The organism is Nitrospira sp., from assembly GCA_015709715.1.
Classification (GTDB): domain Bacteria; phylum Nitrospirota; class Nitrospiria; order Nitrospirales; family Nitrospiraceae; genus Nitrospira_A.
On the sequence record CP054184.1, the window covers coordinates 1,649,365 to 1,671,597 of the forward strand.

The 22,233-nt window shown below is 60.9% G+C and carries 18 protein-coding genes; 1 reads left to right on the forward strand and 17 read right to left on the reverse strand.

All coding sequences use genetic code 11. The features are described from left to right. Positions 1–8: 8 nt before the first annotated feature. The 12 genes from murB to asnS form a co-directional block, all read right to left on the reverse strand. Positions 9–941: a UDP-N-acetylmuramate dehydrogenase gene (murB, locus tag HRU82_07840; protein QOJ34860.1), complete on the reverse strand. Its 933-nt coding sequence runs from the start codon at positions 939–941 to the stop codon at positions 9–11. A gap of 15 nt (positions 942–956) precedes the next feature. Further along, positions 957–2,345: a UDP-N-acetylmuramate--L-alanine ligase gene (locus HRU82_07845; GenBank protein ID QOJ37148.1), complete on the reverse strand. Its 1,389-nt coding sequence runs from the start codon at positions 2,343–2,345 to the stop codon at positions 957–959. A gap of 82 nt (positions 2,346–2,427) precedes the next feature. Beyond that, the gene (murG, locus tag HRU82_07850; GenBank protein QOJ34861.1) at positions 2,428–3,543 is read right to left on the reverse strand and encodes an undecaprenyldiphospho-muramoylpentapeptide beta-N-acetylglucosaminyltransferase; all 1,116 of its coding nucleotides are present in this window, start codon (positions 3,541–3,543) and stop codon (positions 2,428–2,430) included. Continuing rightward, the gene (ftsW, locus tag HRU82_07855) at positions 3,540–4,748 is read right to left on the reverse strand and encodes a putative lipid II flippase FtsW (GenBank protein QOJ34862.1); all 1,209 of its coding nucleotides are present in this window, start codon (positions 4,746–4,748) and stop codon (positions 3,540–3,542) included. The genes murG and ftsW overlap by 4 nt, the downstream gene beginning before the upstream one ends. Positions 4,749–4,783: 35 nt before the next feature. Next, positions 4,784–6,172: a UDP-N-acetylmuramoyl-L-alanine--D-glutamate ligase gene (gene murD / locus HRU82_07860; protein QOJ34863.1), complete on the reverse strand. Its 1,389-nt coding sequence runs from the start codon at positions 6,170–6,172 to the stop codon at positions 4,784–4,786. A gap of 10 nt (positions 6,173–6,182) precedes the next feature. Beyond that, the gene (locus HRU82_07865; protein QOJ34864.1) at positions 6,183–7,259 is read right to left on the reverse strand and encodes a phospho-N-acetylmuramoyl-pentapeptide-transferase; all 1,077 of its coding nucleotides are present in this window, start codon (positions 7,257–7,259) and stop codon (positions 6,183–6,185) included. 67 nt (positions 7,260–7,326) lie between these two features. Next, positions 7,327–8,790, reverse strand: a complete 1,464-nt coding sequence (locus HRU82_07870) for a UDP-N-acetylmuramoyl-tripeptide--D-alanyl-D-alanine ligase (GenBank protein QOJ34865.1) — start codon at positions 8,788–8,790, stop codon at positions 7,327–7,329. Between the two features lie 8 nt (positions 8,791–8,798). Further along, positions 8,799–10,307, reverse strand: coding sequence for a UDP-N-acetylmuramoyl-L-alanyl-D-glutamate--2,6-diaminopimelate ligase (locus HRU82_07875; GenBank protein ID QOJ34866.1), 1,509 nt, complete (start codon positions 10,305–10,307; stop codon positions 8,799–8,801). Position 10,308: 1 nt separating this feature from the next. Then, entirely contained in the window at positions 10,309–12,027 is a 1,719-nt protein-coding gene (locus HRU82_07880) for a penicillin-binding protein 2 (protein ID QOJ34867.1), read from the reverse strand. Continuing rightward, positions 12,027–12,359 (reverse strand): cell division protein FtsL, encoded by a 333-nt coding sequence (locus HRU82_07885; GenBank protein QOJ34868.1) that lies wholly within the window; start codon positions 12,357–12,359, stop codon positions 12,027–12,029. The genes HRU82_07880 and HRU82_07885 overlap by 1 nt, the downstream gene beginning before the upstream one ends. Next, the gene (gene rsmH / locus HRU82_07890) at positions 12,356–13,261 is read right to left on the reverse strand and encodes a 16S rRNA (cytosine(1402)-N(4))-methyltransferase RsmH (GenBank protein ID QOJ37149.1); all 906 of its coding nucleotides are present in this window, start codon (positions 13,259–13,261) and stop codon (positions 12,356–12,358) included. The genes HRU82_07885 and rsmH overlap by 4 nt, the downstream gene beginning before the upstream one ends. A 325-nt stretch (positions 13,262–13,586) precedes the next feature. Next, a complete protein-coding gene (gene asnS / locus HRU82_07895) occupies positions 13,587–14,879 on the reverse strand; it encodes an asparagine--tRNA ligase (protein QOJ34869.1) in 1,293 nt (430 codons plus the stop codon). Positions 14,880–15,015: 136 nt separating this feature from the next. Between asnS and HRU82_07900 the strand changes: the two genes are divergently transcribed. Further along, the gene (locus HRU82_07900) at positions 15,016–16,107 is read left to right on the forward strand and encodes a hypothetical protein (protein QOJ34870.1); all 1,092 of its coding nucleotides are present in this window, start codon (positions 15,016–15,018) and stop codon (positions 16,105–16,107) included. A 17-nt stretch (positions 16,108–16,124) separates the two neighbouring features. Here HRU82_07900 and HRU82_07905 read toward each other — a convergent pair whose 3' ends face one another. The 5 genes from HRU82_07905 to HRU82_07925 all read right to left on the reverse strand — a co-directional run bounded on the left by HRU82_07905 (position 16,125) and on the right by HRU82_07925 (position 22,216). Further along, positions 16,125–17,153 carry a hypothetical protein gene (locus HRU82_07905; GenBank protein QOJ34871.1) on the reverse strand — a complete coding sequence of 343 codons (1,029 nt, stop codon included), beginning with the start codon at positions 17,151–17,153 and terminating at the stop codon, positions 16,125–16,127. A 4-nt stretch (positions 17,154–17,157) separates the two neighbouring features. Next, on the reverse strand, positions 17,158–17,655 hold the full coding sequence (locus HRU82_07910) for a YajQ family cyclic di-GMP-binding protein (GenBank protein ID QOJ34872.1): 498 nt from the start codon (positions 17,653–17,655) through the stop codon (positions 17,158–17,160). Between the two features lie 48 nt (positions 17,656–17,703). Next, positions 17,704–19,713 (reverse strand): carbon starvation protein A, encoded by a 2,010-nt coding sequence (locus HRU82_07915; protein QOJ34873.1) that lies wholly within the window; start codon positions 19,711–19,713, stop codon positions 17,704–17,706. A 66-nt stretch (positions 19,714–19,779) separates the two neighbouring features. Then, positions 19,780–20,772 (reverse strand): flippase-like domain-containing protein, encoded by a 993-nt coding sequence (locus tag HRU82_07920; protein QOJ34874.1) that lies wholly within the window; start codon positions 20,770–20,772, stop codon positions 19,780–19,782. Next, the gene (locus tag HRU82_07925) at positions 20,765–22,216 is read right to left on the reverse strand and encodes a CDP-alcohol phosphatidyltransferase family protein (protein ID QOJ34875.1); all 1,452 of its coding nucleotides are present in this window, start codon (positions 22,214–22,216) and stop codon (positions 20,765–20,767) included. Before HRU82_07925 ends, HRU82_07920 begins: the two co-directional genes overlap by 8 nt. Positions 22,217–22,233 lie beyond the last annotated feature (17 nt).

Consider the following 22,233-nt stretch of genomic DNA (forward strand, 5'->3'; position numbering starts at 1 on the left):
ACACCCCCTCAGGCCTGACCAACCACTTTCAACTCCAACTCCAACGTCACGCCGGACGCCTTTTTCACCGCGTGACGCACCTTGCGGATCAAGGTCAACACCTCCGCCGCCTGCGCTTGGCCCAGGTTGACCATGAAGTTGGCATGTTTCTCGGACACCTGCGCATCGCCGACCCGCGCGCCCTTAAGGCCTGCCGCTTCGATGAGACGACCGGCTGAATCCTTCGGCGGATTCTTGAAGACGCAACCCGCGCTCGGCATCGTCAACGGTTGCGTCTCCTTGCGATACTGCAAGTAATCTTTGACCGTCCGCTCGATCACATCGTGATCTCCCGGCCGTAGCTGCAGCCAGACGCCCGCCACGATTCCGCGCGGTACATGCGCCCGTCGATAGCTAAACGGAATGTCGACAGCGGCAATATCCTTCACGTGCCCCCGCGGATCGACGAGCCGGACCGCCTTCACCGCCTGCCTCATTTCTCCCAATCTCGTACCGGCATTCATCACGACACAGCCGGCGACCGTCCCGGGAATGCCGGCGCCCCATTCCAGCCCAGCCAGCGACCGACGGATCGCGTACCCGATCAAGGTCGGCATGCCGACGCCCCCTTCGGCATAAAGCACGTGGTCCGGCTCCTCCTTGATGTGCTTGAACCGAGCCAGACTGACGACCAGGCCGCGGATACCGCCATCCCGAACCAGCAGGTTGGTCCCGCCCACCACGAACAGCGGCGCCCTGGCCCGATGGGCTTGGGCCGTGAGCCGACAGAGGTCCTCGAGGTCGGCCGGTTCAACCAACACCTCCGCCGGTCCGCCGATGTGGAACGACGTGTAGTCCCGTAACGGCGCCTCATGGATGACCCTTCCCGTGACGCCCTCCAAGATCTGTCGCCACTCTTCCCTGCTCCGTTTCGCCGCCTGTTCACGGACTCTCCCTGTCACCGGATCGATCCTCGCCTAGCTCGCGGCCGGCAAGCGTTCGAGAATTGCCAAGCCGCTCTTCCAGATGTCTCCGGCACCGAGCGTGATCACAAGATCCCCGGCCTTGAGCGCCGGCAGCACCTGCTCCGCCAAGGACTCCTTCCGTTCGACAAACGTCGCCGAAGGATGGCCCCCCGCGCGGACGGCCTCCACCAGTTTTTCGCCGGATACGCCGGGAATCGGCTGTTCGCCCGCCGCGTAAATTTCCGTCATGAACAACAGGTCCGCCTGATCGAAGGCATGGGCGAATTCCTGCATCAAATCGCGCGAACGCGTATACCGATGCGGCTGGAAGAGGACGACCACCCGCCGATCCCACCCCTGCTTCGCTGCCGCAATCGTCGCCTTGACCTCCGTCGGATGGTGTCCGTAGTCATCGATCACCATGATGCCGGCCTTTTCGCCACGAAGATGGAAACGCCGTTCCACCCCGGTAAAGGCAGCGAGACCCTTGCGGATCAGGTCGACCGGGATGTCCAGCTCCACGCCGATGGCAATCGCGATCAAGGCGTTCGACACGTTGTGGATGCCCGGAATACCGAGCCGGAACGGCCCGAGGCTGCGCCCGCGGAAGAAGGCCCGAAATTCGGAGCCCCATTGCTTCAGGCTGATGTCGGTGGCGCGAAAATCGGGGACGTACCCTGCCTGCTCCTGCAGTCCGTAGGTCTGGTAGCGTTTGACCACACGCGGGAACAGATTCCGCAAACGTTCGTCGTCGGCGCAGAGGACGGCCAGTCCATAGAAGGGCACCTTGTTGATGAATTCCAAGAAGCCGTCGTTGAGCCGCTCCATGGTACCGTAATGTTCGAGATGCTCTCGGTCGATATTGGTCACCGCCACGATCGTCGGCGAGAGCCGCAAAAAGGAGCCATCGCTTTCATCGGCCTCGGCAATCAGCAAATCACCGCGCCCCAGTCGCGCATGGCTCCCCAGCGCATTGACCTTGCCCCCGATCACCATCGTGGGGTCCAAACCGCCCTGCGCCAAGACGGTGGCGACCATCGAGGTCGTCGTGGTCTTGCCGTGAGCACCCGCAATGGCCACGCCGAACTTCAAGCGCATGAGTTCCGCCAACATCTCGGCCCGGGGGATGACCGGAATCTGTTTGGCCTTGGCGGCCACGACTTCCGGATTCGTAGCGGACACCGCGGAGGAAATCACCACAACCTGGGCCTCGCCGATATTGGACTCATGATGGCCGGTGGCGATCCGCCCGCCCAGTTCTTCCAAACGACGCGTGGTTTCGGACTGGCTCAGATCGGACCCGCTGACTTTGTAGCCGAGCGTCAAGAGGACTTCGGCAATCCCGCTCATTCCAGCCCCGCCGATTCCTACCAGGTGAATATGTTGTGTCTTTCTGAACATCGCCGCCCACCTCAGCCCCTGTTCTCGAAATCTTGTCTGAATGCCGTTCCTGTCATCACGCGCTCCCTCCCGTTCCCGCCGATCATGGTGTACCACCGCTGGTCTCATGACGCCTCCTTATGAGGTCGTAACATTCACGCACAATCGTCTCTGCCGCATCGCTGCGCCGCATGTTCCAACTGCACCGGCTCATCGTGGCCAGCCGCTGCGGATCGCAAAGGATGTCGGTCACCGTTTGAGCCAAGGTCCCGCCGGTCAGCTCGCCTTGCGACAGCAACACCGCCCCGCCGGCTTGCACCATCACCTCCGCATTTCGCAGTTGATGGTTATAGATGGCCGTGGGCAGGGGAATAAGAATGGCCGGCGTTCCGGAGGCATTCAGCTCAGCAATGGTCATGGCGCCGGATCGCGAGATCACCAAGTCCGCTGCTTGGAGCGCAGTCGGCATGTCGAAGAGAAAGGGACTGATCTGCGCCGACAGGCCGGCCGCTTCATACGCCGCCTTCACGCGGGCGAGATCCGCCTCGCCGGTTTGATGGGTGATGGCGAGCGCCTGGTTCAAGGCCTTCAACCGTGGCAGGGCATCGATCACCGCGGAGTTAATCGCTTTTGCTCCTTGGCTGCCTCCGAAGATCAAGAGGCGCTTGGCAGCAGCAGTCTCCATCGTGCGGTGGTCCGGCTCATCCCTCTGCAGAAAATCCCGACGTACCGGCGTCCCGACCACTCGGGCCCTCCGGCGATCGAAAAATTGGAGGGTCGATTCGAAGGCCAGGAAAATCCGCTGCACCAGCGGCGCCACCGCCTTATTGGCCACGCCGGGATAGGCATTCGGTTCAAGAATGACCCCCGGAATTTTGCGTAAAAAGGCCGCCAGCAGCATCGCCGGACTCGTATAGCCGCCGACGCCGAACACGAGGTCGGCCCGCTGGGCCTTCAAGATCCCCAGCGATTGCCACAGACTCACCGGCACGGCCGCCAAGGCCTTGAGAATCTCCACGGGACTTTTCCCCATCAACGGCTTCGCGGCGATACAGTGCAACGGAAACCCTTCGTGCGCCAACACCTTACCCTCGATCCCACGTGTCGTGCCGACAAAGAGAATCTTGGTCGCGGGGTCGCGCTGGAGAAACTCCCTCGCCACGGCAATCGCCGGGTACAAATGCCCCCCCGTCCCTCCAGCGGCAATCACGATCGTCATACCGAGAGACCTCCGCGTTTGCGCGGGCTGCTTCCTGCGCTCCCGTCGCGCCCGCCATGCCGGTCCCGCGAAATGCTCAAGAGGATCCCGACCCCGACCAGATTGACGACCAAGGACGAACCGCCGTAGCTGACGAAGGGTAGCGTCAATCCCTTGGTCGGCAACAAACCCGTCGCGACACCGGCGTTGACCAGCGCTTGCAGGCCGATCAGCATCGTAATCCCCATCGCCAGGTACCGCCCGAAGGGTTGGCGCGCTCGACTGGCGATCTGAAACCCCTTGATGACGAAGAGACCGAAGAGCAACACGATCGTGACACTGCCGACCAGCCCCAACTCCTCCCCGATCAGCGCCAACACGAAGTCCGTATGCGCTTCCGGCAGAAAAAACAGCTTTTGTTTTCCTTCACCCAGTCCCACGCCGAACGGGCCGCCGCTGCCGAAGGCCAGAAAGGATTGCTGAATTTGGTATCCGGATCCGGTCGGGTCCCTGACCCCGCGCAGAAAGTCCATCACGCGCTGCCGCCGGTAACTGGACCCCAAAATCAAGGCCGCCACGGCCGGCACGGCACAGAGCGAGAGCAGGAGCAGATGCTTGATCCTCGCTCCAGCCAGGAAGAGCAGTGTGACCGCCACCAGGCCCATGACCACGACCGTGCCCAAATCCGGTTCCAGGAGGATCAGGCCGCTCAGCAGGGCAAGGACGATCAACGGCGGCAGGAGCCCGCGCGAAAAGTGTTCGAGTCGCTCTTGCTTCTTGCTCACATAGGCCGCGACATAGATGACGGCGATCAATTTGGTCAACTCGGCCGGCTGGACATTGAGCGTGCCCACATGCAACCACCGCCTGGCGCCCTTGCCCACCAACCCCAATGACGGTACCAATACCAACCCCAGCAGTACCGTGGCCAGACACAGGAGCGGAATCGCCGTCTTGCGCCAGAGAGTGTAGTCGATCTTCGAAACCAGGTGCATGATCAGCAGGCCTGCCCCGAGCCACACCACCTGCCACTTGAGGTAATACCACGAGTAGCCGAATTTTTTGGTCGCGACGACCGCACTCGCACTGAACACCATCACGAGTCCGATCAAGGCCAGGCTCAACGTGATTGCCAGCAAACCCGGATCGACCGGGACACGCGTGGGCTTCCGCTGCGTCGATGTCGGCCAGGGCAAGCTCAAGGTCCCGAGCGCTTTCTGTCCCATCGTTCAGCTGCTACTCCTCTAATCGTCTGATCGGCTCACGCCGGCAAGGCTTGCACCAAGGCTTTGAACTGCCGACCCCGGTCCTGATAATCGGCAAACATGTCGAAACTGGCGCAGGCCGGCGAGAGCAAGACCACCTCGCCGGGCTGCGCCGCCTGGGCAGCGTGCTCCACGGCGGCGCGGAGGGACGCTGCGTGGTAACAATGATCGAAATTCCCCATGGCGGCTTCAATGCGGCCGGCCGCCTCTCCGATCAGAATCAACCCTTTCACCCGCTCACGAATCAATCGTTCCAGTCGAGAAAAGTCCCCGCCCTTGTCGCGGCCACCCGCAATCAACCACATCGGCTGCTCGATCCCCTCCAAGGCCTTTAGGACGGCGTCCACATTAGTTCCCTTGGAGTCGTTCACGAACCGCACCCCTCGGCGCTCACGGACGAACTCAAGTGCATGCTCCAACCCGGGAAACGTGCGAAGAACGGCTCGAATGGCCTCCAACGAACAGCCGCAGAGCAGCCCATAGGTGACGGCGGCCATGACATTCTCCACATTATGGAGCCCGATCAGGCGCAGCTCGTGGCGGCGACACACGTCCTCGCGCGTGCCCCTCACCGTGGTAACGATCCGGTCTCCCTCCAGGGACGTGAGGCCTGTCACTCCTGCGACGTCTCCGGGATGTCTGGTAAATCCCAAGACGGTGCCTTTGGTCCCCCCCCGCAGGGCCGCCACGCGTGCATCGTCGAGGTTGAAAAGGGAATAGTCCCCGGCCTGTTGATGGGCGAAGATCCTGGCCTTCGCCGCAACGTAGGGCTCTACAGAGGGATACCGGTCCATATGATCGAGCGTGACATTCAAAATCGAGGCGATCCACGGATGGAACTGCTCCGTTGTTTCGAGCTGAAAACTGGAGACCTCCAAGACCACATAGTCATAGAGAGACTTCCCGACGGCCTTGGCCTCCACCGAAGCCAGCGCAGCCTCGCTGGCAGCCGTCCCAAGATTGCCGCCCACGAAGGTTCGCTTCCCGCTCTCCTGCAAAAATTTGCCGATCAACGTCACGGTGGTGCTCTTCCCGTTCGTGCCGGTCACCGCCACGATGGGCGCGCTCAGGAACCGGGAGGCCAGCTCCAACTCGCCGATCACCGGCACCGCGCGGGCGCGGACCCGCTCCAGCGCCTCAAGCTGAGTCGGCACGCCGGGACTGATCACGACCAGTTCGGCCCGGTCGAGCGACGATTCGTAGCCGCGCCCTACCGTTACAGCGATCTTGGTCCGATCCAACTGCGAAAGGACGGCCGCGAGTTCTTGCGGCTCCTTGCGGTCGGCCACCGTCACCTGAGCCCCCAACCGGTTCAGCAATTTCGCGGCCCCCACGCCGCTCCGCGCCAAACCCAACACGGCCACTCGTCGATTCCGAAGGTCCATCCCTATCCACCTATCGCAACTTGAGCGTGCTCAGGCTGAGCAAGGCCAAGAGGATCGCAATGATCCAGAGCCGCACCACCACCTTGGGCTCATCCCAGCCCTTCATCTCGAAATGGTGGTGAATCGGCGCCATATTGAAGATGCGTTTCCCGCGCAACTTGTACGAGCCCACCTGAAGAATCACCGACAACGCCTCGATCACGAACACCCCCCCGACCAACAGCAGCAGCAACTCATGTTTGCTGATCACCGCCACCGTCCCCAAGGCGGCGCCGAGCGGCAAGGAGCCCACGTCGCCCATGAACACCGAGGCCGGATAGGTGTTGAACCAGAGGAAGCCCAGACTGGAGCCCAGAATCGCTCCGGTGAAAATGGCGATTTCTCCCGCGCCCTCGATGTAGGGAATCAGCAGGTACTCGGCCATCACTCGGTTCCCGGTCACGTAGGCCACAATCGTATACGCCAGCGAGGCGATCATCACCGGTCCGATGGCGAGGCCGTCCAACCCGTCCGTCAAATTGACGGCGTTCGAACTGCCGACGATCACCAGGATGACAAAGACGATGTAAAACCAGCCCAGATCGGGCGTAAAGAACTTGAAAAAGGGGACGCTCAACTTGGTCGTATACCCCGGCAGGGTGTACAGAAACACGCCGATGCCCAGCGCCACCAGGAACTGACAGGCGAATTTCTGCCCTGCCGACAGCCCCTTGGATTGCCGCTTGATGAACTTCAGATAGTCGTCCGCGAACCCGACCGCCCCGAAGCCCACCGTGACCAGCAGCACCAGCCAGACATACCGATTGGTCACATCCGCCCAGAGGAGCGTCGACAAGACGACGGCGAAAATGATGAGGATGCCGCCCATGGTGGGGGTGCCGCTCTTCGCCAAATGTCGCTTGGGGCCGTCGTCGCGGATCTGCTGGCCGAGCTTGATCTCCTGCAACTTGCGGATGACCCATGGGGCCATCACGAAGGCGATCAAGAACGCCGTCACCGCTGCGTAGATGATCCTGAAGCTCTGGTAGCGAAAGACATTGAGGAAAGAAAACTGTGTGTGCAGCGGATATAGCCAGTTGTATAACATCCTTGGGCATCTTTGCCCGCCGTCCTTGGCGGGCGCTAAAGTTCTCTGATCCGGGACCCGCCGCCGGTCATGAGGCTTGCTTGGCCACCCGTCGCAGGCCGGTCAGCGCCTCCACCACCTGCTCCATCTGCATGCCCCGTGAAGCCTTCACCAACACCACATCCCCCTGTCTGACCATGGAGGACAGCGCTATACCGGCCGCAGCCGCGTCCGGCAATTCGAGAATCGCATCCGACGCCATCCCCCCCATCCGCGCCCCTTCAGCCAATTCGCGCCCCAACGGTCCACAGGCCAAGAGCCGGGTGATTCCCTGGCCGGCGATGAATGCGCCCACGTCCCGGTGCATGCGCGTACTTTTCGGCCCCAACTCCAACATGTCCCCCAATACGGCGATCGACCGCTTCCCTCGCCCCAGTTCTGCCAGGAGTTGGATCGCCGCCTTCATGGAAGCGGGGTTGGCGTTGTAACAATCATTGATCAGTTGGACCCCATGCGTGGCACTAATCTGAGACCGCATGGCGGCCGGTCGAAACTTTGCAAGTCCCGCCGCAATGGCCGTCCCCGAAAGTCCCAACACATAACCCACGGCTGCGGCAGCGAGCGCATTGCTCACATTGTGCGCGCCTTGCGTCCGAATGCGGACCTCCGGCTGGCGGCTCTTGCCCGGCAACACCAGCCCGAACAGGGTGCAGCCCTTGTCGTCCGACCGGACATTGACCGCCCGAACCTCCGCCCGCGGCGACCGTCCGAATGCGACGACCCGACACTGCGCCCGTGCGGCCAAATAGTCAAAGTACTCATCGTCGGCGTTCAGCACCACCGCCCCGTCCGGCGGAAGATGATCGAGCAGCTCGGCTTTGGCCTGCGCCGACCCTTCCATACTGCCGAAGAACTCCAGGTGATCCGGCCCGATGTTGGTGATCACCCCGATGGTCGGCTTGGCGATTTCACACAGCCGCGTCGTCTGTCCCTGCTGATCGACTCCCATCTCGATGACGGCAGCTTGATGGCGCGGCGCGAGTTGAAACAACGTCTGCGGTACACCGATGCGATTATTGAGATTGCCCTCCGTTTTGAGCGTCTTCCACCGTTGCGCCACGACTTGCGCCACCATTTCCTTCGTGGTCGTCTTGCCGTTGCTCCCTGTGATCGCCACGACGGGGATAGGAAAACGGCTCCGATAGTGAGACGCCAACCGCTGGAACGCCTCCAGAGTATCCCGCACCGCCAGAACAATCGGGGTCTCCTCCCGCTTGTTCCAAGGTGGCAGGGAATGCCCCTCCCGAACCACGGCGCAGATTGCGCCGTGAGCCAAGGCCTTCCCGACAAACACGTGTCCGTCGAATCGCTCTCCTTCCAAGGCCACGAACAGATCACCGGACCGGACAATTCGCGAATCGGTGATCACCCGGCGGATGCGCTGCTTGAATTGTTGCGGCTTCAACCCGGCAGGAAGCTTGGCGCTTAAGACCTCGCAGGTCTCTTCCAGCGTAAACAGCCCCGCCCCCCCACGGCTCCCAGGCTCACGCATGTGTCCCCCTAGCCACCGGACCGAAGCGCGCCGATCACATCGCGAGCGACCTCGCGATCGTCAAAATGGTGTTTCGTCGTCCCGACAATTTGGTAATCTTCATGGCCCTTGCCGGCGATCAGCACCATATCTCCCGGCCTTGCCTCACGAATGGCTTCCTCAATCGCCGCCCGGCGGTCTGCGACCATGCGATACCGGACGTGAGGTCGTTGGGCCAGGGCGTCCTTCACGCCGACTTCAACCTCTCGCAAGATCGCCGCCGGGTCTTCCGTGCGTGGATTGTCCGACGTCAGGACCACCACGTCACTATACTGCACGGCGACGCGCCCCATCTTGGGCCGTTTGGTGCGGTCCCGATCCCCGCCACAGCCAAAGACCGTAATGATCCGGCCTCTGCGCAACGCCTCCGCCGCCGTCAGCAGACGGACCAACGCATCCTCGGTGTGCGCATAATCCACCACCACGGTAAAGTCTTGCCCTGCTTCCACCCGTTCGAACCGACCGGGGACGTTGACAACCCTTTCCACCGCCGCCTGGACCTGGTCCAGCGTCATCCCTTCGTGCAGGACCACGCCGATTGCCGCCAAGAGGTTGTACACATTATGTTCCCCTACCAGCCGACTCCGGATGGAACAACTTCCCACTGGGCTTCGCAACGTGAAGGCCGTCCCGGAGGCGGACAGGCTCACGTCTTCCGCCCGCAGATCCGCCGCCTGGCGCAGGCCGTAGGTCCAGACCGGGACGGGGCAAGCCGCACAAATCCGCGATCCCCAGGGATCATCGGCATTTACGATCGCCCGCTTGCGATCCTTTCGGCTCCCGGCCTGGCCGAGTTCGACGAAGAGCCGAAGCTTGGCCTGAAAATAGCGTTCCATATCGAGGTGAAAATCAAGGTGATCCTGCGTCAGGTTGGTAAAGACCGCGACATCGAACTCCGCCCCGGTCGTTCGATCCAACGCCAACGCGTGCGAGGACACCTCCATCACGGCGCTATCCAATCCCGTCGCGACCATGCGGGCAAACAGTTTCTGCAACTCCAAGGCTCCCGGCGTGGTGTGCGAGGCGGGAAACGTCTCGTTGCCGATCACATACGCAACCGTGCCGATGAGGCCGACCCGCCGTCCCGCCGCTTCCAGCATGGTTTTTGCGACATAGGTCGTCGTCGTTTTGCCATTGGTTCCCGTCACACCGACCATGCGCAACGTCGCCGACGGGTCTCCGTAAAACCGGCTCCCCAGCAGGCCCAACGCCGCGCGCGAATCCTTCACCACGACGGCGGGAAGCGTGCCGACTTGGACCGAACGTTGGAGCAGGACTGCGCTCGCGCCTGTTTCCCGAGCCCGGTCTATGAACTCATGCCCATCGACTCGCTCACCTTTCACCGCGACAAACAGCGAACCAGGCTGCACGTTGCGGGAATCATCGGTCAGGCTCTCGATCGGCACTCGTTGATCGCCCAGGCGCTCAACCACTCCAAGACGCCCTGCGATGGGACCAATGAGTTCGTCCAGCGTCATGTCAGGATTCGATGCCCGCCATGGCCAACTTGATGGGCTCGTCCACCGCCACGCCGAGATAATTCAGGACCTGCTCGCCCACCCGTCGAAACACGGGCGCGGCCACGACTCCTCCCCAGCCTTCGCCGCGCGGCTCGTCGATCACCACAATCATGGCGAGCCGTGGATTCTCAGCCGGCACATACCCGACGAACGACCCCACGAGCAGAGTCGACGAATAGGCGCCGGTCCGAGGGTCAACTTTTTGCGCGGTCCCCGTCTTACCGGCCACTCGATAACCGGGAATCGCCGCTTTGGCGCCGGTCCCTTGCGTCACGACCCCCTCCAAGAGAGTCGTCAATGTCCTGGCCGTTTCCGTCGAGATCACCCGCCGCTTGGCTTGCGGCAGAGTCTGCGCAACAAGCTGCCCTTTCGCATTGCGAATCTCGGAGACGATGTGTGGCTTCATCAAGACACCGCCGTTGGCGATGGCCGAAATCGCGGTGACCATCTGCAGAGGCGTAACACCGACTTCCTGCCCCATCGAGATCGAAGCGACGGATCGCTTACCCCATTGCCGCGGACTGCGCAACAATCCTGATGCCTCGCCCGGCAAATCAATACCACTCTTTTCTCCAAATCCGAACTCTTTGAGATAATCGAACACCCGCCACTCACCCAGCGCCATCCCGACCTTCGCAGCGCCGATATTGCTCGACTTCTGGATCATTTGCGCAAAGGACATCCAGCCCATTTTTTCATGGTCGTGAATAACCGTATTGGCGATGGACAGGCGCCCGTTTTCGCCGTTAATCATGCTGTCCGGCGCCATCACCTTTTCTTCAAGCGCCGCAGCGGCAATTACGGTTTTCATGGTGGAGCCCGGTTCGTACGTATCTGTCAACGCCCGATTGCGCCAGCGGTCCGGAACCAGTGCGCCGACCGCGTTCGGATCGAACCGGGGACTGACCGCCATGGCCAACACCTCGCCGGTCTTCGGATCCATCACGATGATAGTCCCTGACTTGGCGTTGGATCGGCTCACCGACTCATCCAGTTCTTTCTCCGCGATATATTGGATGACTTCGTCCACGGTGAGGGTCAGGCTGTGCCCCGCCGCCGCTCCCTCCTCGTTCAATCCTTTCGGAAACACGGCGCGCCCCAACGCATCCCGTTGCAGCACGACCGACCGCTTTTCGCCCCGCAGGTATTGCTCGTACCGCAGTTCGACCCCTTCCAACCCACGGTCATCCATCCCGGCAAACCCCAACACATGGGACAGCAAAGGCCCCTTGGGATAGAAGCGTCGTCCTTCCATGACAACCCCGACCCCGTCGAGCGAAAGCCGCTCAAGACGCCGCCCCTGCTCCGGCTCCAACTTTCTCGCCAGCCAGACGAAATGCTTTTCCTGTTTCAGCTTCTTCTCGATCTCGGTCGTTTTCACATGCAGAATCGGCGACAGGTCCCGTGCGGTCTGCCCAGGATTGCCGAGCGAAGTCGGCACGCCGAACACGGACGGCACATCCATATTCATCGCCAACACCTTGCTGTTGCGATCGTAAATCGTGCCGCGCGCCCCCTCCAAGACAATATTTTTTTGATGCTGCCGGTCGGCCTTCATCCCCAGCTCGGTAGCCTGCAAGACTTGAAGATGGACCAGACGCACGATGACCAACACGAATCCCGCGACGAACCCACAGCCCACCACGATGTGGCGCAGTCGACGGGGAGAGACAGCCACTACCGCCCCCTCCGAGCCACAAGGTTCTGCGCTACTCGTATCTCCCCCTCTGCGACCATCGGCGCGGCCGGCGCCTCCGGCTCAACATTCACGACCACCACCTGCCCCTTCTCCGGCTGCACCATTCCCAGCTTGTCGCTGGCCACCCGTGCGAGCCGCTCGGGCGCCGTGTAGGTCGAGAGCTTGACGCGCAGTTCGTCGCGCTCCCGCTCCAGCAGAACTTTTTGCGCCTTCAATCGCTCGATGTGATACCCGATGCGAACGATGTCTACACGTTCCCAGACAAACAGCAGTATCAACGAGGTGACCGCCGCAAATGCTACCGCCTTCATCGAACCCCCTCCTTGGCAAGCCGCTCTCCGACGCGCAATTTGGCGCTGCGAGAGCGCGGGTTACGGCACCTCTCCTGTTCGGACGCCACAATGGGTTTTTTGGAGACGATCCTGAAGCAGCCCTCCGGCGAAGCCGCCAGAGATCGAAACGTATGCTTCACAATTCTGTCTTCCAGCGAATGGAACGACACCACGCAGACCCTTCCGCCGGGCATAAGAATGTCGACCGCATCGCGAAGCGCCGGTTCGAGCACATCCAACTCTCCATTGACCGCAATTCGGAGCGCTTGAAAGGTGCGGGTTGCACAGTGAATTCGACCGTGGCGATAGGAAACCGGCACAGCTCGTTCGACCACGGAGGCCAAGGCTCGCGTTGTTCTGATATCGCCCTCGACTCTCGCCTGTACGATGGCCCGCGCAATTCTCCGCGCATACCGCTCCTCTCCAAGCTGATAGATCAGATCCGCCAAGGCCGCTTCCGAGAGCTCGCGCACGAGATCCGCTGCAGTTCGCCCTTGCCCCTGATCCATGCGCATGTCCAAAGGCCCGTCCTCGCGAAAACTAAATCCACGCTCGGCTCGATCGATCTGCGGAGACGAGACGCCTAAATCGAACACTATTCCGTGAACCTCATGCACGCCGCTTTCGGCCACACACCGCTTGAGATCGGAGAAGTTCCCGTGCCACAAACGAACACGAGGCAAAAAATCCCGGAGACGAATTCGTGCACTGGCCAACGCTGCCTCATCCCGATCGATCCCCACGAGAATTCCATCCGGCACAGTACGCTCAAGAAGGCGCATTGCTAGTCCTGCATAACCAATGGTGCAATCGACAAAGACGCCGTTCGGCCTGCACCCAAGCGCGGCGATAATCTCGTCCACCAAGACTGGAACGTGCAGGTCACTAGTCGAATAATTAAATCCACTTTCATCCACTTTTACCCACCTTGAGGCTGGAGTATACACTCAACGGAATGACTGTCAACAGAATTAACCCCTATTTATCAAGAATTTTGCAGCAAATGAATTCAGAATGAAATGGAATCATATTGTTGCAAAGAATTTATATCCACAGCTGTTGATTACCCTGTGGGAAACTATCCCACTAAACCCATAAGTCCAGGCCACCACAGGCGACCAAGAGAGTCCTCGCTGCTCCGGGGCATTGAGGAGCAACTGGTTTATATGGAGGGGATAACCGGTGCAAAACCTGGCGAGAGGAGCGTCACGGATAGAGCCGATAGAGCATTCGAGGAAAGGGAATTGTTTCTCTGACATGCTCAAGCCCGCAAATCCATGCCACCGCGCGCTCGATCCCCATACCGAAGCCTGCATGCGGCACGGAGCCGAATCGTCGAAGATCGAGGTACCATTGAAACGCCTCAACGGGCAGGTGGTGTTCCTGTATTCTCGCCAGCAATTTGTCGTATAAATGGATGCGCTGTCCCCCACCGACAATTTCCCCATACCCTTCGGGGGCCAGCACATCCATACAGAGAGCAAGGTCCGGCCGATCCGGATCCGCTTCCATATAGAACGCCTTGAGGGAGATGGGATATCGATGCACAATCACGGGACGATCGAATTCATTGGAAAGCAACGTCTCTTCATCACCGCCAAAGTCATCGCCGAGAACGGTTGGATTCCCCCGTTGGTGAAGGAGGTCCACCGCATCTTCATAGGTGATTCGCGGAAATGGCGTCGTGACACGCTCTAACTTTGCCACATCACGCCCCAGAATCTGCAGTTCAGCCTGACGCGATTTCAGCACAGCCGCCACAATTTCAGCCAAGAACTGCTCGGCGAGATCCATCGCATCTGACAGCCGTGCAAACGCCACTTCAGGCTCCACCATCCAAAACTCCATCAAATGGCGCCGCGTCTTCGACTTTTCGGCACGGAACGTCGGCCCAAAGCAATACACCTTCCCAAACGCCGCGGCTGTCGCCTCACTGTACAGTTGTCCGCTCTGCGTCAAATAGGCGGTTTCATCGAAATATTGCGTCTGGAACAGCGTCGTCGTCCCCTCGCACGCATTGGGAGTAAAAATCGGCGCATCAACCAACGTAAACCCGCGCGTGTCGAAAAAATTCCGGCAGGCACGAATGATCTCATGGCGAATGCGAAGCACCGCATGCTGCCGGCTCGAGCGAAGCCACAGATGCCGATGCTCCATCAGAAATCCCGTGCCATGCTCTTTCGGCTGGATGGGGAATGGCTCGGCCACTTGTAGGACATCCAACCGCGAGACATCAAGCTCATATCCGCCAGGAGCCCTGACGTCCTGACGAAGGGCTCCCGTCACGACGAGACTCGACTCCTGCGTCAATTCGGCCGAACGCGCAAACTGCTCCTCCCCAACCGTCGCTTTGCTCACCACAGCCTGAAGATCACCGGTGCCGTCACGCAGAATGAGAAAGTGCAGCTTGCCCTTATCGCGCCGACTGCGAAGCCACCCGCGAATCGTCACCTCTTGCCCGACGTGTGCCGAGGCTTCATCGATATAGATCACAGGCATGAGTCGCCTCACATGTGGAATACGCTGGTCCATCCAGCCAGGATCGGCAGCCTAGCGAACCACGGTAGGCATTTCAAGCAGGCCCAAATCGTCCGTTTCGTTGACACCCCGTATCCCCGAGCGCATCATCACTCGCATGATGCACGTCAAATCACTCTTGCCCACCACAGCATGTGCCATGGCAGCGATGGCCTTCCTGGCGCTGGTCGCGTCGGCCGTCGAAGCAGGTGAATTCCGATCCGACAATCCGCTCAACAAGCCGGGAAAAATCTATTGGTGCCCGAACCGGACGGCCGACAAACAGATCTCCGCCACGCCTGACCCAGGCTGCACACCCTTGTATGATCCCGATCGCGACAGCCCCAAAACCGGGTCAAGCGATACGGCCGATCCGGGTGACACGACTGCCAAAGAACCACTGAAGATTGTCGATATTCAAAATGAAGCTGCCCGGTTCACTCGGGAATATCGAGAGTTCCTGGATTGTTGTGCCGGCGAGTTGGATTCCCTCGAACGGGCCGATGAGTTGCTGGAACAGTCCAATCACATCCTCATGTCGGTGCAACAAAAGGGCATCTACAACAGCGCCGGGTTCGGCATCGGAAGCGGAGCGAGCGGCTTGGGCGGGGGGCCAGGACAGTCACCGAAACTCGGCACCTTCGCTCGACAGTGGACTCTCAACGAAATCGTCGGCACGGTCGCCATCGCGCGAGATGACCTCACGAAAATCAAAACCAGGCTCACGGAACTCGTTCAACGCTCAGAGCAGCTCGAGAGACTCGATTACGAACAACGTGCAAGGGAAGCACGGCGGATCGAAGAGGACCGTGACGCCATCGCCCGAGAAATTCGGCCGAAGCGGCCTCCCTCATCGGCCCCCACGGGCATGGAAATTCAGGACACCACGATCCCGACCAGGATCGGCGGAGACATCGAGAACACGAACCTCAATCGCTCGCTCAACCCAAGCTTCGGCGCGGACATCGGCACGACCGTCTCACCCTATAGCACGGTGCATGAATCCCTTCGTCCGCGCCGGGGCGAAGACCTCAAGGAAAGCACCCTGAGCGACCGCGTCGGACCTCACACGCAGGACACCACCTTGCCCAATGCCTTCGGCTTTGAGATCAACGGTCCCGAGGACGGAGAGCGCGCGTCATCTCTGCCGATGCGCGGCGTCGGTCCGGCGATCGGAGACTCCTCCCTCAATAACCAACCACGCCGATAGTCTGCGTCTACGTTCTATCACTCTTTCGGAAAGACCGATGGCATCGGATCCCATCGCATTCCACCGTTCGTACTGCGATAGAGGCCGCTGCCGTTCGTGCCCGCATACCAGATCGTGGGATCGATCGCGCTCTGCACCAGGGATCGCACATTGGTCGTCGCCAGTCCCTCATTGAGCGCGACCCAGGAGCCTCCTCCGTCTTCAGTACGGTGAATACCGTCCCGTCCTGCCACATACACGACCCCGGACTTCGCACGATCCAGCACCATCGCCACGATCATCTGATCGGGCAACGCCTCACCGATACGCACCCAGGAGGCTCCGCCGTTCGTCGTTTTGTACAACCCCGCCAGTGTAGCGGCATACACCGTCTCGGGAGAAAAGGGATCGACCTGCACGGAGGTCACCCCCAACGCCCTCGACGTCTTGACCATCTCCGGCGGCACCAAGCCCTGATTCACCTGCATCCAATGCGCGGCTTGATCGACCGTCTTGTAGACACCGCCGCTCGTCCCGGCGTAGAGGACGGACGAACGCGTGGGGTCCATCGCAAGGGTGACCACCATCAGCACTTCTTTCATCCCCTCCATGCGTTTGGACCACGTCTCACCGCCGTTCTTGGATTCGAAAACACCCATGGTCGTGGCCAGGAAGAGATGCGTGTCGTCCGCCGGGTCGAACACGAACTGATTGACGACGGACGAGATGGTGGCATCGTCCAATCCCGCACGCAGCGATGTCCACCGCTGGCCGCCGTCATAACTCTTGTAGATCGCATCCCCCTTGGTCCCGGCGAACACCGTCGCGGGATAGGTCGGATCGACCGCCATGGAAATGACGCGGGAATGGCTCATCCCCTTCGACAGGTTGGCCCAGGTTTTTCCACCGTCGCGCGTTTTGTAGATGTAGTCGTTCGTCGCGACGTAGATGATGTCGGGATTCTTCGGATGCAGCTGAATGACGACGATCGGATCACTCCCCCCGCAACCGGCGAGAGCAAAGACGCACAGCAGGACGGCGCTGAATAAGTGGACCACACGCCGCATGAACCTAACGGTAGTTGGTGAACTGCAGATCAATCCCGAAATCTTTCCCCTTCAGCAACGCAATGGCGGCTTGGAGTTCATCCCGGCTCTTGCCGGTGACGCGAACCTGTTCACCTTGAATTTGTGCTTGCACCTTGAGCTTCGACTCTTTGATCGCCTTCGTAATTTCTTTGGCCTTCTCCGATGGAATTCCGCTCTGGATCTTGATGACCTGCCGCACCGTCGCACCCAGCGCCTCTTCGACCTTGCCGTAGTTGAAGGCTTTGAGCGATACGCCTCGCTTGACGCATTTGCTCTTGATGATCTCGATCACCGCGTTGAGCTTGTACTCGTCGTCGGAGCCCACGACGAGCTCCTTTTCTTTCTCCTTCAGCGTCAGTTCCGTCTTCGAATCCTTGAAGTCGAATCGCTGCTTGATTTCCTTGGTCGCCTGATCGACCACATTCTTCATTTCCTGCATGTTCACTTCCGATACCACGTCAAACGACGATTGATCAGCCATCGGCGCCTCCTCACATGACTCGCATCGTGCTCATCGGTTTCCTGTCGCTCAGCAACAACCGCCGCCGTGCGGAAGGCGGAATCCCCGCTGCGGCTCCTCCTTCGTGATGGTCGTCTGCATGCCTCCGGGGGCACTTCCTCCGGCAAACACCACGACTTCGCTGCTCGTGAACGGTTTCTTCAGGAACACGTAGCCGTACCATTGCCTCAGGCTGTCGCTCAGTACGATGACGCCGAGCACCGCCACCACTGCCACTAACATCGCATCCAGGTAGAGAGCAAAGGCCTGTCCCGACGCCATCGACGCCGCCCGCTGCATGAACATCCCGAACATCTCGTACGAGCCCACCAGCGTGATGCCCCCGACGAACAGCATCGGCACCGCAGTCACCCAGAGGTACGGAGACTTCCACATCTTGATCAACACCGTCGTGCCGATGCAGAGCGCGAGCGTCCCCAACAATTGGTTGGCTGCTCCAAACATCGGCCAAATGGTGGAAATACTCCCCGTCCCGATCAAATAGGCCCAGGCCCCTACGACAAATCCGCTGCTCAACAGGACACCCGGCCACCAGTTCATGCGGCGAAACGGGGCATACACGCGTCCTGCCATTTCCTGGATCAGATAGCGTGCCACCCGCGTCCCAGTGTCGATCGTCGTCAGAATGAACAGCGCCTCGAAGACCAGCGCGAACTGATACCAATAGGCCATCAGCCCGGCCATGCCCGGTAGCGCCGAAAAGATGGATGCCATCCCGACGGCGAGCGAGACCGCTCCGCCCGGCCGCCCCGCCACATCTACTTCGACCAAGCGCGACAGCTCTGCAATGCGTTCCGCTGCAAATCCCATGGCCGCCAGCTTCTCGGGCGGCAAGGTCGTATTGATCGCCAGATAGTCACCGGGGATCAAAACCGACGCTGCGATCAGTGCCATGACTCCCACGAAACTTTCCAGCAGCATCGCCGCATAGCCGACCGTCGCCTGCGATTCCTGCTCGATCATTTTCGGAGTCGTCCCCGAAGACACCAGGGCATGGAACCCCGACACCGCCCCGCAGGCAATCGTGATGAACAGAAAAGGAAACAGGGCGCCGGGGATGATCGGCCCGCCGCCGGCGGCGAAAGTGGTCACACGCGGCATCTCGATCGTCGGGGCCATCAGAATGACACCCAGCCCCAGCAGCACCACCACCCCCAACTTCATGAAGGTCGAGAGGTAGCCGCGCGGCACCAGCAACATCCAGCCGGGCAATACCGAGGCCAGGAAGCCGTATCCGGCCAAGAGCCAGACCAGGCTTGTGCGCTCGAATTCAAACCAAGGCGCGAATGACGACTGCGCGACGACGCGCCCGAGCAAGACGGCTGTCAGCAGAAGCGCCACCCCAAGCAGCGACACCTCCGCAATGTGCTTCGGGCGAAATCGCTGGAGATAGAACCCCATGAGGAGACCGATGGGAATCGTCATCGCAATCGTAAACGTCCCCCAGGCGTTCCGATGCAGCGCATTCACGACCGCAAAGCCCAATCCCGCGAGCGCCACCACCACGATGAACAGTACCGCCACCGCCGTCGCCGTACCGGTGATCGATCCGAGTTCATCATGGGCGATCTCCGGCAAGGACCTCCCGTTCCGCCGCATCGAGGCGACGAGGATGATGAAGTCCTGAACCGCCCCCGCCAGCACCGCGCCGATCACGAGCCAGAGGAATCCAGGCAGGAAACCAAATTGCGCCGCCAACACCGGCCCCAGCAGAGGCCCGGCTCCCGCAATCGCGGCAAAGTGATGCCCGAACAGCACGACTCGATTCGTGGGGTGAAAGTTCACCCCGTCGTTGAGGCGCACCGCCGGCGTGACCCGTTGATTGTTGAGTTCGACGACGCGGCGAGCGATCCAGCGGCCGTAGAACCGGTAGGCCAACACGTAGCAGCAGGCGGCTGCCACCACCAGCCAGAGACCGTTCACTTTTTCGGTCGGATGGACGAATCCGGTCACGAATGCAAGGGCGGTTGCCCCGAGCAGGGCGAGCGACACCCAGAGGAAATGCGCCAAGGCTGACATGCGCGGCATCCTAACACAAAACAGCGGCAGGTAATCCCTCACACCACCGTCAAGGAGGCCGCCGCGTCACTGGGCGGGAACCGCACGGTCGTCGCCCTTTGTCATCGTCGCCAAACAGGCGAGTCCTAGAGCGATCCAAACAAATTCCCGAAACCGCCGCAGCAGCGCAAACGTGATTCCAGTCACATCCCCATACCCGAACGCCGTCAGGAGCAATAAATTCCCCGCGTCTTGCGCCCCCAAGCTGCCCGGAATAAAGAAGGTCCCGCCCTTGATGAATACCGAAAGCGCGCCGATCGCCAACGCCGACAAGACCGTCACCGGCTGGCCGAGGCACAGGATCATGACGAACACTTCCAACGCTTCCGCGAGCCAGCCGAGTAGGAAGAACAGGGTGGAGACAAGAAAGGCCGAGCGCTCCGTCGAATAAAAGCGGGCGATGGTGCGATCCAGGTCCAGCAGCTGCTGCTCCCGCGATTCCAAATACCCGATCCGCACCCCCACTCGCCGCAAGATCTTCAGCATCCAGCCGAACATGCCTTGCCGCTGCACCAGCACGAACGCTCCGACACCGAACCCCAACAGCCCTACGGAGACCAGGCCGGCCATCGCGGTGTTGCCCGCCGACCCTCCCGCTCCGAGCAGCCCAAAAGCCAAGCCGATACCGGCCAGAATGAACAGAATTTGGGCGATCGTCATCGTAGTTTTGGCCGTCACCACCGAAGCCAGCCCTTCCACAATGGGGATACCATGGCGCTTGAGCAGGAACGCCTTGAGCGGTTCACCGCCCACGTAGGCAGGGGTCGTCATGTTGACCACCTCGCCGGCTGTGCGGATAGCCAGGATTCTCCAGAACGGCACGTCCTTCGCCCAGGTGCCGAGCGTCACTCGCCAGCCATAGGCCTCCAGGATGTACATGAGCAATGACGGGAGCAAAATCACCAGCATGGCGGCAGGACCGAGCTGCGTCACCGCTTGGTAGATCCGTCCGATGCCGATGTGCCAGACCAATACCGAGAGGGTCAGAGCCCCGAGGAGAAGGAGAACGGCCTTAAGCACGGGCCTGCGCCGAAGGTCGGATGACCCACACCATCAACAGCCAAAATACCGTCGATCCGATAGCGGCCATCCAGAGAAACCAGTCGAGTCGATCCAATAGGGCAAACAGGAACACCACCACGGAAAAATCCCGGCTTGCAACATTCTTCAGAATGAAGTCCGACCAAGCAGCCCGACTGGGTGTACTCCACCCCTTGGTGGCACCGATCTTTTGCGCTTTGGTCACCAGCCAGAACGACATGGCATTGCCGAACACGGCAGCCGCGCCGAGCGCGAGTGGTATCCAGGCATGCTCCGATCCGGCCTGGCGCACATAGGCTCCGCAGGCGATCCCGGCAAAGATCGCCATGTGCACCACGTTGTCCATGGCGATATCCAACCAGGCGCCGAACGGCGACTCGGTAAAGGTCAACCGCGCGACTTCGCCGTCGCAACAATCGATGACCGCCGCGAACTGAAAGAGAAGCGCGGCAATGATCCCAGCTTGATAGGTTCCCAACCCAAATCCGACGGCCGACAGCAGCCCCACGGCAGTCGCAATCAGAGTAATCGCATTGGGCGAACATTTCATGAGCAGGAAGATGCGGGTCAATAGGCGGGAAACCGTGCGGTTGAAATATCGATCGACGAATCCTTCGGCCTCGCCCTTCAACGACCGGAAGAGCGTCTTCTCCGCCACCGCCGCACTCGCCTGGCCCCACACGTCGCGATACCACAGGCTCGGGGCCACGGCCGGCACGATGCGCACGCGCCCTTCCGCCGCCGCCCGCTCCAACCAACGGCGCACCGGAACCGCTCCCGACGGCTCGTGCGTGTCCGGCCGCTCCGCGTTTTCCGTTCCGTTGGGCGGACTCAGAATGTTCGCCGGCAACACCACGAGATCGGCCGCCACCTGATAGCCTTCCGCCGTCGTCTGGTTATGAAAGGACACCAACCGTCCTTGCTGCAAGGCGACCGCAGGATTCCGCCTAGCGATGGCCGGCTCGACCGGCACCAGTTCGCGGGTGACCACCAACGCTTCGCCGTCGCGCACGGTCTGCCGCAAATGTTCGATGAGCCCCTTCGAAAAGACCGACTGGACTCCGGCGATCAAACAAAAGCCGCGCACCTCCGTCGCCAACGCCTCCCAGGTTCGCAAATCGTCCAGCGGGAATTCGCGCACCGGCATCCACCGGACCGGGATCGTGACCCTGGTTCCCCGCGCCAGCGCATGCTTCAGCAGCTCCTCATCGGCGCCCGCCAACACAATCACCTGGCGAATGCCGGCCCGCTGCAAGGTCAACACGGTACGCTGGAAGAGGCTCAGCCCACCGATGGTCGTCAGCGGTCCCACGTCCGTCAGGCCACGGCCCACCCGTTCACCGAAGAGGCCGGTGCCCGTCAGTAAGATTGCCGTACTCAGCCCCTGCAGCTCGGCACCGCGTTCCAAAATCCGTTCACTCATGCATCCGAATCCTTGCC